Raw genomic sequence first — 13,500 nt, 5'->3', positions numbered from 1 at the left:
ACACGATAATAAATCGTTTTTCTTAGAATTATTTTTGAGAAAAAATGCACGAATTTAATTCATACGAAGAAGAGGAGCTTAAAAAATCTCATTTTCAATTTAAAAATAAGAATGAGAAATATAAGTTACCGTATCCTAAAAGATACAAAGCCGTAAAGATAACAGGGGGTGATTCTAATCATGAATTTGTTGAAAAAATCAAGGTGTATTCTATTGATTACCCCAATGAAACCTTGGTTATTGGAGGGTTAGATGAAATCATGGTAAATAAAAAAATCTTTACAGATTTACAAAATCTTTTAGAAGAATTAAATAAAATACTTTTTAAAAAAGGAGGTGGGAGGGTAAGTGAAAACAACGGAACTGCAATAAGCGGGACTTTGGAAGAATTAAGAGCAGGAGTCTCCACAACCTCTGTTTTATGGTCTCCATTAGTGCTTTCAACCTGGTTAAAAGAAACCATTAATCATCAAGAGGAAGATCCCTTAAAAATATATCAAGAAGAATTATTAAAAAAATAAAAAACTATGAGCTTATTATACCTACCCGAATGGATGAAAAAAGCCAATGAAACCTTTAAACAAATAGGTAATAACATTAAAAAATTATATGAAACTCTTAACAACAAAGTAGACAAAGAAGCAGGAAAAGGCCTTTCAGAGCAAAACTTTACCAAACAAGAAAAAGACAAACTAAAAAGTCTTTCCAACAAATATTTAGGAACTTATGCTTCCTTTGAAGCCTTGTGTGCGGCTTATCCCGAAACCGAAATCAATGCACAAAAGTGGAACCCTTCCAAAGAAGGCGGATTTTATGCCGATGTAGACGAAGGAAAAGGCAAAAAAGTATCTCGTTACATTTGGGACACCAACGATTTTACATGGACTAAACAGGAGGGAACATCTACCACATTAACGGCATCCCAAATAAAGGAAATGTACGAGTCCAATGCAAATACCAATGCCTTTACCGATAAAGAAAAACAAACGGTAAACACGGTAGAAAAAGATATCGAAAATTTAAAAAACGTCAAAATTGGAACAAGAAATTTACTGTATACAGGAAAATCCGAAAAAGAAAAATTGTTTGGATATATAAATGTTGACGGGTCCATAGCTACCTCTCCAAATAATATTTATACTGACTTTATAGAGGTTAAAGACTACTTGAAAGTAGTCGCAAAATGTTGGAATAAGCCTTCAATGGGGCACCCTGTCATTGCCTTTTACGATAAAGATAAAAAATTTATCAAAAAAGTAGATCTCAATGAAAATACTTATTCCGAAGAGATCCTTGATATACCTGCTAATACCTTTTATTTACGAATATCGGCCCCGCGTCCATCAACTACAAACGGAAAATACAAAGTAGAATTTGGAGAAAAAGCAACCGATTATACAGACGCACCGGAAGACTTTGTATTAGATTTCCAAACAGAAGATCCACTAAATGTTTATCAAGAAGCCTTAAAATAATTACCCTATGCAGACCTTTGCGCTAAAACCTTTTGCAAACCGATTATTAGAAACTCTTAAACAAATAGCATATGATATTAAAGCGGTTAAAAATGTTCGTATAGGAGGAAAAAACCTTTGGTACGAAAAAAAATGTGAAAACGAGGATTTAACCGGTACTTTAGGAGAAACCGGAGAAATTATACGCGATCAGGGGGCATTAGTGACGAATTATATTGAGTTTGAAGATAACGGGGCAATAACCGTTAAATTTTGGAAACCTTCCGAAACAAGAAATCCGATTATTGCCTTTTATGATAAAAACAAAAAATGTATCGATCGTAAAGAAATCAAAGGCAATAGATATTCAGTATTTACCTATAAAAAACCAACAGAAGCTGTTTATCTTAGAATAGCAGCGCCACGCTCGTATAAATATAAATTCGAATTTGGAGAAAAGGCAACCGATTATACTCCCGCCCCTGAAGATTACCCATACATAAATCAAAAAATTTACGACAAAGAAACTCTCAACTGGAATTTTCATCCGAAAACCAACGTAACTTCTTTTTTAGCTGTAAAACAAGGAAATTTGGTCGTAATCACGGCAACCATAGACATTGACGACACCGAAGAAACTGAGGTAATAACTTTATTTAAAGTCCCTGAAGAATTGAAAGGCAAGACCGATGTAAACCAATTAATAAATGTAGTTAGGAAGGGTACGATCATGGGTAACAGAAGCACCCTCAGACAGTTGGATTATTACTGTTGGGATGGTAGCGTAACTATTTCTAATACTGATTTCGAAGGGGTATATGACAGCTTTAATGATTTCAAAAACAGCAAAGTACAAATAACGTTAACATATCCCTGCTTAAAAATTTAGATACCGCCCGTAATTAATTGAGAGAAAATAAATATGAGATGTAAAAACAAAGTCCTGAAATTAGCGTTTTCGGGATCAAAATACAGAAGAATACCGGATATATATGATTTAATAAAATCAAAAAAATACAATAGAATAGTAGAAGTTTTCGGCGGCTCGTGTTGTATTTCTAACAATATGTTGAGAGATAAGGTCGTCAATCAGGCCATTGCTAATGATTTTGACGGATATTTTGAAAAATTCGAAGAAAATATAATTTTTAAAGAAAATCTTATAAAACAACTGTTACAAAAAGGATTTAAAAAATCAGAAAGCATGCTTTCCACGGAAAAACAAGAATATCTAAAAAAATTATTAAGCCCGATTAAAGAAGATAAAAACTTAATTTCATTCCTCTCAAAAAATTTTGTGTATAGTGCGATCCGTGCAAATCAAACCATAGATATAAAAGATTTCAATTATTTAAGGGGTGAGTTGTCGACACGTCAAGAAAGACTTTATTATGAAGAATTAAAAAATGTACAGCTTGATCGATTACAGTATGAAGATTTTATCAATAAATACGTGCAAAATGACGATAAAACCACTTTGGTAGTTTTGGATCCCCCCTATATGAACGCGCGACAAAAACAATATCAAAATACCACGTATTTCGGTATCACGGAGACGTTAAAACTATTAAATCTTATGAAGGATAAAAGAAATGATTTCTTATTTTTTAACATGCGTAAAGACGATACTACTGCTTTATTGGACTTATTAAATCTTAAATATACCTACCAAACGCGCCTGACATCAATTTCAAAAAATAATGTACGGGAAGATTTTTTAGCTTATATAACCTTTTAACGAATGAAAGAAATAATAGATAAAATAATGTCTTTCGGCGATTGGTTTATAACCAACGCTTTCAAAAAAGAGTTTTTATTTCTGTTAGTCTGCGCCTTAATGCTCATCCCCGCTTATATATTTCACGATGAGTTGGAAGATAAAAAAAGAGAAAAGATAGAATGCGAAAAAAACAGAGAAGAGGAAAAAGACGAGTATTATTTAGAACTGAAGAAAAAAGATGAAAAATATGACGAACTGGAAAAAAAGTACATAGAACAAAACCAAAAATGTTATGAGAAATGGGTGGAATACTTAGGCGAAACCAAAAAAGAATATCACCATATAACCAAAGATATTCAAGATAACGAAAAAATAATTAGAGAAGCAAACGAAGCTATTTTAAGATTAAAAAAACTAAAAAAAGAAAAATAGTATGAAACTAAAAATTATCATATCGGCCCTTGTAGTACTCCTTTTTTGTTATTTACTCAAGCCTTACCCTTTAGAGTATAGGACGCATCACAGAAATACAGCAAGCAAGAAAAACCGCTTTACTGTCTCTGAGTTGCCGAATATCGATTCCATAAAAACCATAACAAGCAAAAACGTAACTAACATCAAAGCGAAAAGGAAACAGTTATTGAATTCGGAGGAAAGAAAAAACAAGGTACTGAACCAACTTAAAAATGAGTTGGCCTTTGCACAAAAAGAAATAGAAGAAGACAGTAAAAAGCAACAAGAAGCCGCCGTAGAAAATCTAGTAAAAAATCAAGACAAAGCCCATAAAAAAAGAACAAGAAAAAACAAAACATCAAAAAATTAGAATATGAATAAATTCAGTAGCAGGAGCTATAAAAACCTAAAAGATATACACCCTGATCTGGTAACCGTAATGGTAGTGGCCATACAAAACAGTCCTTACGATTTCACCATAACTCAAGGGCTGCGGTCCACTCAAGAACAAAAAGAACTTTTCGCACGGGGACGAACCAAGCAGGGTAAAATTATAACTTATGCCGATGGAGAGATAAAAAAGTCCAACCATCAAGCAAAGGCCGATGGTTACGGCTATGCGGTAGACTTATATCCTTATTACAATGGATCCGTACAAACAGGAGAAAAAGGAGAAGGACCGGAAGTACGAAAAAGATTAAAAGCCATAGCAGAACACATAAAAAAAACGGCCAAAGAATTAAATATTACAGTAGAATGGGGGGGCGATTGGAAGATGTGCGATGACCCTCATTTTGAGTTGAAAAAACCTTAAACCAATGAAATCTAAAGAAAAATTCATATTTACCGTTGGAATGCTTGTGATGATATTTGCCGCCTGTTATACGTCTTATAAAGCCGGTAAAAGAAAAGTTATCACCAAAACACAGCAAAAAGAAATTAAAGTTTCAGAAAAAAAGGTAAAAACCTACAAAAAAGAATACGACAGCCTACAGAAAGAATACGATAAGTTGGAGCAAGTAAAACAAGAAGTAAAAAAAATATACCTGAAAGGGAAAGAAAAAATTACGCTTATTACAGAAGAACGAATACAGCAATACAACGATACCCTTTGCCAAAAAGATGTCCAACAATTGAAAGAACAAGCGTATCAATGCGATAGTTTAGTAGACATCCAAAACATTCAATTAGAAAAAAACAAACAGCAATTAAATTTGTCAAAACTAATTATCGATGAAAAAGACAAAGAAATAGGGATTTACAAGAATAAAAAAAGCAAAATAAAACCCGTTGGTATCGGTGTTTTTGGAGGCTATGGCACTGACTTTAAAAACGGATGGACACCAACCGTAGGCGTTGGTATAAGCTATAATTTTATAAGGCTTTAGAAATTAATCAATAAAACGAAATAATTATAACTTCTATTCATTTGTTTTTTGTTAGCCGGTACTTATTAAAATCTATTATTAAAGAGTTTTAATAGTATTTAAAAGATTTTTAAAAGTCCCCGGTTTCCTTTTAAGTTCCTACGCAAAAAAAGAAAGCAGAATAATCCACTACCGGGGACAGTAAGTCTTTAGTAGAATTATTCTGCTTTTGCGTAGGAATACAAATTTATTAAAAATATAAAATTAAAAATGGAAAAAACATCAAAAACATTATTAAAAATTTCTTTTTCGGGGTCTAAAGCACATAGAATAAGAGAAATAAAGGAATTAATTAAAAACAAAAAATACACAAGGGTTATTGAAGTCTTCGGCGGGTCCTGTTGTATCTCTAATAATTTAAAAAGAGATAATCATGTTAAAGAGGCTATAGCGAACGATTATGATCACTATTTCGATAATTTTAAAGATAACATAAATTATAAAGAAAAACTAATTGATAAATTAATTGAACTAGGTTTTGTCAAATCCAATAAGACACTTTCTAAAGATAAACGGGAAGAATTACAAAATTTAATTACTGACATACAGGATAACAAAAATTTACTAAAATATTTAGCTAAAAACTTTGTGTTTAGCTCAAAAAGAAGTACTAAAGATTTAAATGTATCTGATTTTTGTTATTTTATGGATGAATTATCTACAAAATATGATAAAGAATTTTACGCAAACTTAAAAAATGTACATTTAGATAGTTTAGACTATAAAGATTTTATTAAAAAATATAGTACATTTAATGATAGAGATACATTAATAATCTTAGATCCTCCATATTTGAATAGTTATCAGAAACAATATTGTAATGGAAAATATTTCGGCTTGAGCGAAACAATAAGATTATTACATACAATGAAACATCTTAAAAATGATTTTATTTTCTTTAACATGATAGAAAAAGATAGTGTAGATTTACTTAGTTTATTTGGATTAAATTTTACATATAATACTATAAAGACATCTTTGTCCAGTAATAATCCTCGCGAAGACTTTTTAGCATATGTTACTTTTGATGAAAAAGAAAGCAAATACAATCCGTGTTTAAACTAGTAAATTCATTTCATCGCTATATAAGGATACAAGATTTTCTCTAAAGTACAAAAAGCCTTTAATATTAAGATTTTTTTGTGTTTTATGTATAATTCATTTTTCCGATTATGCATTTTATAGTTTCATTTTTTGGCTAAAGATATATTTATTTTTATCTTTATAAGAGATAACTTACTTAAGATGAAAACAAAAATAGAATGTCTAAAGGTGAATTATAAAAAAATAATATCTGAAATTAAAAATATTTTGAATAATAAAGATGTTCTTCTTCCAAAATGTGAGTAATTAATTTATCACTCTATCAATTTTTTCATATCATCAACCACTTTTTTACCCATCATTTTAGCGTAGTGTTGTGTCTGTTTTAAATTGGAATGGCCTAAAGCTCTGCTCACTGTTTCAATAGGAATACTTTTATTAAGTAAATACGTGGCAAAAGTATGACGAGCAACGTGACTGGTAAGTTTTTTAGTAAGTCCGACATATTCTCCAACTAGTTTTAAATAATCATTATATTTTTGATTGCTTATTTTAGGTAGTTTATAATCAAATTTTTTTAACACTCTTTCGGCTTCCGGTAAAAGCAATGATATAAAACTTTCGTCGGTCTTTTTTCTATTAGACCGAATAACTTTATACCCGTCCAGTTCAACGATATATTCACTATTGAATAGTTGAGTGTCAGCATATGACATACCGGTATAACATTGAAATAAGAATAACTCTCTGACTCTGTCAATTTTAGGGTTATCAAATTCAAATAAATAAATACAGTCAATTTCATCAGGAGTTAAAAATACAGGCTTCTTAGACTTACCTTTTGAAATTTTAAATAAATCGTAGGGATTAGATTTACAAAGTCCCCTTTTAATCGCCTCATTAATATATCCCTTAAATAAACTATGACGTTTGTAAAGAGTAGGGGCAGATTTAATAAACTGTCTTAAATATTCATCAAAGTCTAATAAATTTTTGTAGGTTAAATCAGCAAATACTTTAATTTTTCCGAAGTCTTCAAGCCTTCTCAAAAACGATTTATTATATTCTATGACAGATAAAGACGGGTCGCGCCGTTTTAATTCAGAATTTATAAATTCAACTATTGAATGGGTTAAAGATTCATCTTTATTCCAGTTTTTGGCATCTTCTAAGGAATTGCAGTTTTCCGATAAAACAAATGCCTCAATATTCCTAAATATTCGATGAGCCTTAGCGGTTATAGCAGTTGCATTAGGATGGTTTTTACAGGTAAATCCGTTTTTGGATGTAAATTCAGATGGTTTTAATCTAATGCCTGTAGATATAAATAAACGGTTAATGGTTTTATTCTGTCTTACTTCAATGTGTAATAGCCCGGTTTCTTTACCTTTATTCTTAATTTCATTTTTCCTGTCGAATATAAAGCGTAATGATAAGCTATCCATGTAATTATAAATTTGATTAAAGGTATCAAAAAATTTGATACTTTTTTAAAAAAAGGTATCAAAAAATTGGCAGAATATGGCAGAATATGGCACATGTAAAAAAACGTAAAAAAGGGCTATAAACCGCGTAAACACAAGAAAACCCGCTATTTAAGCGGGTTTATTAGCAGAGAGGATGGGATTCGAACCCACGATACGGTTACCCGTATACTACCTTTCCAGGGTAGCCTCTTCAACCACTCGAGCACCTCTCTGTTTAGTAGAGCGCAAATATAGAAATATTTTTAGATTGAACCAACTTTAATATAATCTTTATTAAGATTAAATTTTATCGGGATGAATGTTAAATTTATATTTCAATAAACAATTAATAATATAGTTATAAAACTATAATCGGATCAATACTCTGTTTCTTCTTATACTAATTATAAACAAAAAACAACTAAGATAATCTTAGTTGTTTTTTTTTATAATATTAATAATTTATTTACTGTTAACTATACATATCATCGATTAGAAATTTAAATTTTTCCAATACAATTTTACGTCTAACTTTTAAAGTAGGAGTGATCTCACCGGAATCCATGTTAAAATCCATAGGAAGCAATTGAAATTTTTTAATTTTTTCAAATCCTGCTAAATGTTGCTGAATATGATTGATTCTCGCAGTGAACAAATCTTTTATTTTTTGATGAGATATAAGCTCCTCAAAAGAATTAAAATGAATATTTAAATTTTCTGCAAAATGTTTTAACGCTTCAAAGTTAGGTACTAATAAGGCAGTTACATATGGTTTATTATCACCCACAACCACAGCTTTCTCAATATAGTTATCATTGGTTAAAAGATTTTCAATCGGCTGCGGACAAATATATTTACCGTTAGACGTTTTCATTAAATCTTTAATGCGATCAATAATAATTAAATTACCGTTTTCGTCAAATTTTCCTGCATCACCGGTTTTGAACCATCCATCGGCAGTAAAAGCATCTTTAGTCTCTTTTTCTTTCTTATAATAACCTTTAAAAACCCCGTATCCTTTAATTAAAATTTCATTCTCATCGCCTATACGTATTTGTACTCCTGTCATGGGTTTACCAACAGAATTATACTCATAGTTTTTCAGAGGAAAAGCTGCTACAGTCGCAGTAGTTTCAGTTAAGCCATATCCCACGCATAAATGAATTCCAATACTATCCAAAAATTCTGTTATTTCAGGACTGATCGAAGCTCCTCCTACAGGAATAAATCTAAGTTTACCTCCCAATTGTTTCTTAACTTTTTTGAAAAGCAGTGTATCAACGATTTTATACTTTAGTGCTAAAAACCAAGGTATTTTTTTGTCGTTTCTTTTTAGATTGGAGTATTTTTGACCAATTTTCAAAGAGGATGTAAATAATTTCTTTAAAAATTTGGGACTGTTTTGGATTTTTTCATTAACAGAAATGTAAATCTTTTGGAAAAGGCGAGGAACCGAACACATGGTTGTCGGCTTCACTTCTAAAAGAAATTGTGATATTTCTTTAGGGTTTTCACAAAAGCTCAGCTTTCCACCACTTGAAAGAACAAAAGAACTCCAACATTTCTCGAATACATGACTTAATGGTAAAAACACTAATGAATTTTCATTTTTAGGAGTAAAACCAAAGAAACTCTCATGAGCTTTACAAGCTTCGATAAAATTTCCGTGAGAAAGCATTACGCCTTTAGGTTCTCCGGTTGTTCCGGAAGTATATATTATAGAAGCGATATCATCTTTATCTTTCGAAATTACTTCGCATTCTGCTGACTGATCTTTAATCAATTCATAAAAATGATAGGAATATTTACTTTGTAATTCAATAAAATTCTTAGCAACTAAAATATGTTCAAGAGAAGTTCCTTTAGAATAGATCTTTAAACAATTGGTATATTGTTTTTCATTTCCGGCAAGAATAATTTTTACATTCGCGTCATTTATTATATATTCCGCTTGTTCAGAAGTTAGAGTAGCAAAAATTGGAACAGTAACAGCTCCAATAGTTAGAATCGCTAAATCTAAAATCATCCATTGCGGCATATTATCAGCATATATGGCAATCTTGTCATCAGGTTTAGCACCTAAAGACTTTAGAGCATTGGCTGTTTGTTTAACTAAATTAGTAAACTCTAACCAAGTATACGATTTCCATTCATGATTTTCTTTAAAATTTAAGGCTACTTTAGAAGATAATACTTTATTATCAAGTATAATTTGCGAAAAATTCATATATAATTTTTTTTTATCGAAATTTAGAATAAGATAAACATAAATCTCGAAATGTAAAGTTAAGAATAATATAATTCTTATGAAATTAATGTATGTTAATAATTTCAAAAATTAGTTAATTTTTGGCTAGATTTAGTAATATATGTACTTTTATATCCTAAAATTAGTAAAGAAATGGTATCAGGAATTGTAAATACCTTTATCCAGTGGTATGTAAAGAAAAGGGTTAAGCAAATGGAAGTGTTCATCAATAATCCTGAAGATACCCAAAATGCCGTATTAACTGCTCTTTTATATAAGGCAAAAGATACCGAATACGGGAAAAAATATAAGTTTAATCAAATAACTTCGTATAAGAATTTCAAAAATCAAGTACCATTAGTACATTATGAAGATTTCGAACCTTATATAACGAGAGCAAGAAAAGGCGAAAAAAATGTTATATGGCCCGGAATAATTCAATGGTTTGCTAAATCATCCGGTACAACCAATGCAAAAAGTAAATTTATTCCAATTACCGAAGATAGCTTACAAGAATGTCATTATAAAGCCGGAAAAGATTTATTTTCAATGTACGCATACCATAATCCAAATACAAAAATTTTTCAATGTAAAAATTTAAGATTGGGAGGAACCAGAGAAAATTACGCCGGTTTTGATTCGAAATATGGAGATTTATCTGCCGTTTTAATAGATAATCTACCCTTTTGGGCAGAGTGGAAAAGCACTCCAAATAAAGAAGTTTCTCTTTTAAAAGATTGGGAAGTCAAATTACCTGCAATTGTTGAACAAGTCATTATGCAAGATGTAGGAAGTTTTACCGGAGTTCCCTCCTGGATGATGGTACTATTAAGAAAAGTATTGGATGCGACTGATAAAAAATATATTGATGAAGTATGGCCGAATGTTGAATGTTTCTTTCATGGAGGAATAAGTTTCACTCCTTATGTTGAGCAATATGCATCCATATTTTCCAAACCGATTAATTATTATGAAATTTATAATGCTTCAGAAGGATATTTTGCCATGCAAGATACCAATGAAAGTAAAGATATGCTCTTGATGCTCGATTATGGTATATTTTATGAGTTTATACCTATGGATGAATTTTATTCGGATAATCCGACAGTTATATCCATTGAAGATGTAAAATTAAACACTAATTATGCATTGGTTATAACAACTAATGGCGGATTGTGGAGATATATTATAGGAGATACGGTAAAGTTTGTTTCTAAAAATCCGTATCGAATAAGAGTTACAGGAAGAACAAAATTTTATATTAATGCATTTGGAGAAGAATTGATGGTTGAAAATGCTGAAAAAGCATTAAAAGTGGCGGAAAAAGAAACCCAAGCAATAATATCCGAATATACGGCCGGACCTATTTTTATGAAAGGAAAAGAAAAAGGTTCGCATGAGTGGATTATAGAATTTGCGCGACAACCGAATTCTCTGGAAAAATTTACGGAAATTTTAGATAATGAATTGCAGAAATTAAATTCTGATTACGAAGCCAAAAGATATAATAATATGACATTAACGATGCCCAAAGTACATTCAGCAAGACCTCATCTTTTCTATGACTGGATGAAGCAAAGAGGTAAATTGGGAGGGCAAAATAAAATACCCCGTTTAGCTAATGACAGGGAATATTTGGATTCATTGCTGAACTTAGACCATAAATAATCTAAAAACTTTAATAATGAAACAATTTTTTTTAATTTTAGGAACTACTCTAAGCTTACTTGCCTGTTCTTCTAAAAATAATACCCATTCAGTCATTGTAGGAAACGATGCAGACGAACACGGGTGTAAAAGATCTACCGGTTCTCAATGGTCGCAAATTAAAAGAGATTGTGTTCAACCGTTTAGTGTAGGAATTAAATTAAAACCTGTTTCCACAACCTCTACTCAAGCAGCTTATATACTTGTAGATAAAGATCGTATAGAAATATTTTCATCAGAGATACCCGGTTCAGTGATTGCACAAAAGATAAATGACACTGAATGGAAAAATGGAAATTGGGTAGTAAAAAAAATTAATGATACCTATGAATTAGAAAAAGACGGTAAAACGCTTTACAAAAATAACTAATAAGGATATCTATTCAATATAATTCTGGTTTACTAAAAATTATATGGTAAAACTACAGAAACTTTAGGGCATCTCTATTTTTATAAAGTTGGATATTTCTATAAGTTTTAAGTTCAAATCTATAAAACATATATATACTAGAAAATGTAAAAATTTATTGCCTTTGATCCATAAAATTTGAAAATAAATAATTACATTTAGAAACAGTATTAATAAATAAGAGGATGATCCAGTCACCTTTAGCAGAAAGAATGCGTCCGAAAACCCTTGAGGACTATCAATATCAAAATCATTTAATTGGAAAAGACGGTCCCATTAAACGAATGGTGGAAAGTGGAAATCTGGCTTCCATGATTTTTTGGGGTCCTCCGGGAACAGGGAAAACAACCCTTGCAGAAATAATAGCCCATGAATCTCAAAGAGACTATTATACACTTAGTGCGGTAAGTTCAGGAGTTAAAGAAGTAAGAGAAGTAATAGAAAAGGCTAAAAATCAAAATTTATTTACCGGAAAAAGTCCTATTTTGTTTATTGATGAAATCCACCGATTCAACAAGTCGCAGCAAGACAGTTTATTACAAGCCGTTGAGAAAGGATGGGTCGTATTAATCGGAGCAACCACGGAAAATCCCAGTTTTGAAGTTGTATCAGCACTATTATCCAGGTGTCAGGTATATACCCTTTATCACTTAGATAAAAAAGCATTGTCTAATTTATTGCACAGAGCTATAACAGAAGATGAAATTTTGTCTCAAAAGAAAATAATCATAGATGAAGAGGAGGCCTTATTGCAATATTCAGGAGGCGATGCCAGAAAACTGTTAAACAGCTTGGATTTAGTAGTACAACAATTCAGTGATCAGGAGGAAATCCATATCAATAATGAAGAAATAAAAAAAGTCATTCAACAAAATATGGCGTTGTATGATAAAGGAGGAGAACAACATTACGATATCATTTCCGCTTTTATAAAGTCTATCCGTGGTTCAGATCCCAATGCAGCCGTATATTGGTTAGCCCGAATGCTGGATGGGGGAGAAGACATTAAATTTATAGCCCGAAGAATGGTTATTTCCGCTTCAGAAGATATAGGTATGGCCAATCCTACAGCTTTAATATTAGCGAATAATACCTTTCAAGCGGTAAATGTCATTGGAAATCCCGAAGCAAGAATTTTATTAAGTCAGTGTGCCATTTATTTAGCAACCTCTCCTAAATCAAATGCTTCTTATTTAGCAATAAATTCAGCCTTAGCATATGTTAAAGAAACAGGAAATTTGCCCGTTCCTCTCCCAATAAGAAATGCACCCACTCAATTAATGAAAGAGCTGAATTATGGTTCAGGATATAAATATGCCCATGACTATCCGGGAAATTTTGTATATCAGGAATTTTTACCCGATCAAGCTTCTCATCAAAGTTTTTATCAACCCGGTAATAATCCGAGAGAAAACAAACTAAGAGATTATCTTAAAAATTTGTGGATGGATAAATATGATTTTTAATATGATCACAGAATTGACTAAAGTTCAGTGATATAAAAGATGTAGTAAAAATAGAATAAATCTTCTTTATAGTCCTATTTCAATTCTTTCTACATTGCCTTTCAAT

14 protein-coding genes and 1 tRNA gene are annotated in these 13,500 nt (G+C 31.1%); 12 read left to right on the top strand and 3 right to left on the bottom strand.

Going from position 1 to position 13,500, the window contains the following annotated elements; translation table 11 throughout:
- The first annotated feature begins 44 nt into the window (after positions 1 to 44).
- The 9 genes from C4S75_RS07225 (at position 45) to C4S75_RS07185 (ending at position 6,119) form a co-directional block, all read left to right on the top strand.
- Positions 45 to 521, top strand: a complete 477-nt coding sequence (locus C4S75_RS07225) for a hypothetical protein (protein ID WP_105297630.1) — start codon at positions 45 to 47, stop codon at positions 519 to 521.
- 6 nt (positions 522 to 527) lie between these two features.
- The gene (locus tag C4S75_RS07220) at positions 528 to 1,475 is read left to right on the top strand and encodes a hypothetical protein (RefSeq protein WP_146105593.1); all 948 of its coding nucleotides are present in this window, start codon (positions 528 to 530) and stop codon (positions 1,473 to 1,475) included.
- Positions 1,476 to 1,482: 7 nt separating this feature from the next.
- Complete coding sequence (locus tag C4S75_RS07215; RefSeq protein WP_105297628.1) at positions 1,483 to 2,343, top strand: hypothetical protein; 861 nt, start codon at positions 1,483 to 1,485, stop codon at positions 2,341 to 2,343.
- A 33-nt stretch (positions 2,344 to 2,376) separates the two neighbouring features.
- Complete coding sequence (locus C4S75_RS07210) at positions 2,377 to 3,192, top strand: DNA adenine methylase (protein ID WP_105297627.1); 816 nt, start codon at positions 2,377 to 2,379, stop codon at positions 3,190 to 3,192.
- Between the two features lie 3 nt (positions 3,193 to 3,195).
- Positions 3,196 to 3,606 carry a hypothetical protein gene (locus tag C4S75_RS07205; RefSeq protein ID WP_105297626.1) on the top strand — a complete coding sequence of 137 codons (411 nt, stop codon included), beginning with the start codon at positions 3,196 to 3,198 and terminating at the stop codon, positions 3,604 to 3,606.
- Position 3,607: 1 nt separating this feature from the next.
- Positions 3,608 to 3,997, top strand: coding sequence for a hypothetical protein (locus tag C4S75_RS07200; RefSeq protein ID WP_146105592.1), 390 nt, complete (start codon positions 3,608 to 3,610; stop codon positions 3,995 to 3,997).
- Positions 3,998 to 4,000: 3 nt separating this feature from the next.
- The gene (locus tag C4S75_RS07195) at positions 4,001 to 4,441 is read left to right on the top strand and encodes a M15 family metallopeptidase (protein ID WP_105297624.1); all 441 of its coding nucleotides are present in this window, start codon (positions 4,001 to 4,003) and stop codon (positions 4,439 to 4,441) included.
- Positions 4,442 to 4,445: 4 nt separating this feature from the next.
- Positions 4,446 to 5,015, top strand: coding sequence for a hypothetical protein (locus C4S75_RS07190; RefSeq protein WP_105297623.1), 570 nt, complete (start codon positions 4,446 to 4,448; stop codon positions 5,013 to 5,015).
- 249 nt (positions 5,016 to 5,264) lie between these two features.
- Entirely contained in the window at positions 5,265 to 6,119 is an 855-nt protein-coding gene (locus tag C4S75_RS07185; protein ID WP_105297622.1) for a DNA adenine methylase, read from the top strand.
- A gap of 293 nt (positions 6,120 to 6,412) precedes the next feature.
- On the opposite strand, the gene C4S75_RS07180 is transcribed toward C4S75_RS07185, so the two are convergent.
- The 3 genes from C4S75_RS07180 to C4S75_RS07170 form a co-directional block, all read right to left on the bottom strand.
- The gene (locus tag C4S75_RS07180; RefSeq protein WP_105297621.1) at positions 6,413 to 7,543 is read right to left on the bottom strand and encodes a site-specific integrase; all 1,131 of its coding nucleotides are present in this window, start codon (positions 7,541 to 7,543) and stop codon (positions 6,413 to 6,415) included.
- 167 nt (positions 7,544 to 7,710) lie between these two features.
- Positions 7,711 to 7,797: transfer RNA gene (locus tag C4S75_RS07175), tRNA-Ser, on the bottom strand.
- Between the two features lie 239 nt (positions 7,798 to 8,036).
- Entirely contained in the window at positions 8,037 to 9,791 is a 1,755-nt protein-coding gene (locus C4S75_RS07170; protein WP_105297620.1) for a long-chain fatty acid--CoA ligase, read from the bottom strand.
- A gap of 174 nt (positions 9,792 to 9,965) precedes the next feature.
- Here C4S75_RS07170 and C4S75_RS07165 point away from each other — a divergent pair, with 174 nt between their 5' ends.
- The 3 genes from C4S75_RS07165 to C4S75_RS07155 all read left to right on the top strand — a co-directional run bounded on the left by C4S75_RS07165 (position 9,966) and on the right by C4S75_RS07155 (position 13,394).
- Positions 9,966 to 11,480 (top strand): GH3 auxin-responsive promoter family protein, encoded by a 1,515-nt coding sequence (locus C4S75_RS07165; protein ID WP_105297619.1) that lies wholly within the window; start codon positions 9,966 to 9,968, stop codon positions 11,478 to 11,480.
- A 16-nt stretch (positions 11,481 to 11,496) separates the two neighbouring features.
- Entirely contained in the window at positions 11,497 to 11,889 is a 393-nt protein-coding gene (locus tag C4S75_RS07160; RefSeq protein ID WP_105297618.1) for a hypothetical protein, read from the top strand.
- 227 nt (positions 11,890 to 12,116) lie between these two features.
- Positions 12,117 to 13,394, top strand: a complete 1,278-nt coding sequence (locus C4S75_RS07155) for a replication-associated recombination protein A (protein ID WP_185116746.1) — start codon at positions 12,117 to 12,119, stop codon at positions 13,392 to 13,394.
- Positions 13,395 to 13,500 lie beyond the last annotated feature (106 nt).

Origin of the sequence: Apibacter sp. wkB309, assembly GCF_002964915.1 — a bacterium.
In the GTDB taxonomy this organism is placed as follows: Bacteria; Bacteroidota; Bacteroidia; order Flavobacteriales; family Weeksellaceae; genus Apibacter.
This window is presented reverse-complemented; position numbering and strand designations above follow the sequence as displayed.

Bases quoted from the DNA above. Each gene is read 5' to 3' on its own strand.
- C4S75_RS07190 (WP_105297623.1), top strand. From the start codon at position 4,446: ATGAAATCTAAAGAAAAATTCATATTTACCGTTGGAATGCTTGTGATG.
- C4S75_RS07215 (WP_105297628.1), top strand. From the start codon at position 1,483: ATGCAGACCTTTGCGCTAAAACCTTTTGCAAACCGATTATTAGAAACT.
- C4S75_RS07225 (WP_105297630.1), top strand. From the start codon at position 45: ATGCACGAATTTAATTCATACGAAGAAGAGGAGCTTAAAAAATCTCAT.
- C4S75_RS07220 (WP_146105593.1), top strand. From the start codon at position 528: ATGAGCTTATTATACCTACCCGAATGGATGAAAAAAGCCAATGAAACC.
- C4S75_RS07195 (WP_105297624.1), top strand. From the start codon at position 4,001: ATGAATAAATTCAGTAGCAGGAGCTATAAAAACCTAAAAGATATACAC.
- C4S75_RS07210 (WP_105297627.1), top strand. From the start codon at position 2,377: ATGAGATGTAAAAACAAAGTCCTGAAATTAGCGTTTTCGGGATCAAAA.
- C4S75_RS07205 (WP_105297626.1), top strand. From the start codon at position 3,196: ATGAAAGAAATAATAGATAAAATAATGTCTTTCGGCGATTGGTTTATA.
- C4S75_RS07180 (WP_105297621.1), bottom strand. From the start codon at position 7,543: ATGGATAGCTTATCATTACGCTTTATATTCGACAGGAAAAATGAAATT.
- C4S75_RS07185 (WP_105297622.1), top strand. From the start codon at position 5,265: ATGGAAAAAACATCAAAAACATTATTAAAAATTTCTTTTTCGGGGTCT.
- C4S75_RS07200 (WP_146105592.1), top strand. From the start codon at position 3,608: ATGAAACTAAAAATTATCATATCGGCCCTTGTAGTACTCCTTTTTTGT.
- C4S75_RS07170 (WP_105297620.1), bottom strand. From the start codon at position 9,791: ATGAATTTTTCGCAAATTATACTTGATAATAAAGTATTATCTTCTAAA.
- C4S75_RS07165 (WP_105297619.1), top strand. From the start codon at position 9,966: ATGGTATCAGGAATTGTAAATACCTTTATCCAGTGGTATGTAAAGAAA.
- C4S75_RS07160 (WP_105297618.1), top strand. From the start codon at position 11,497: ATGAAACAATTTTTTTTAATTTTAGGAACTACTCTAAGCTTACTTGCC.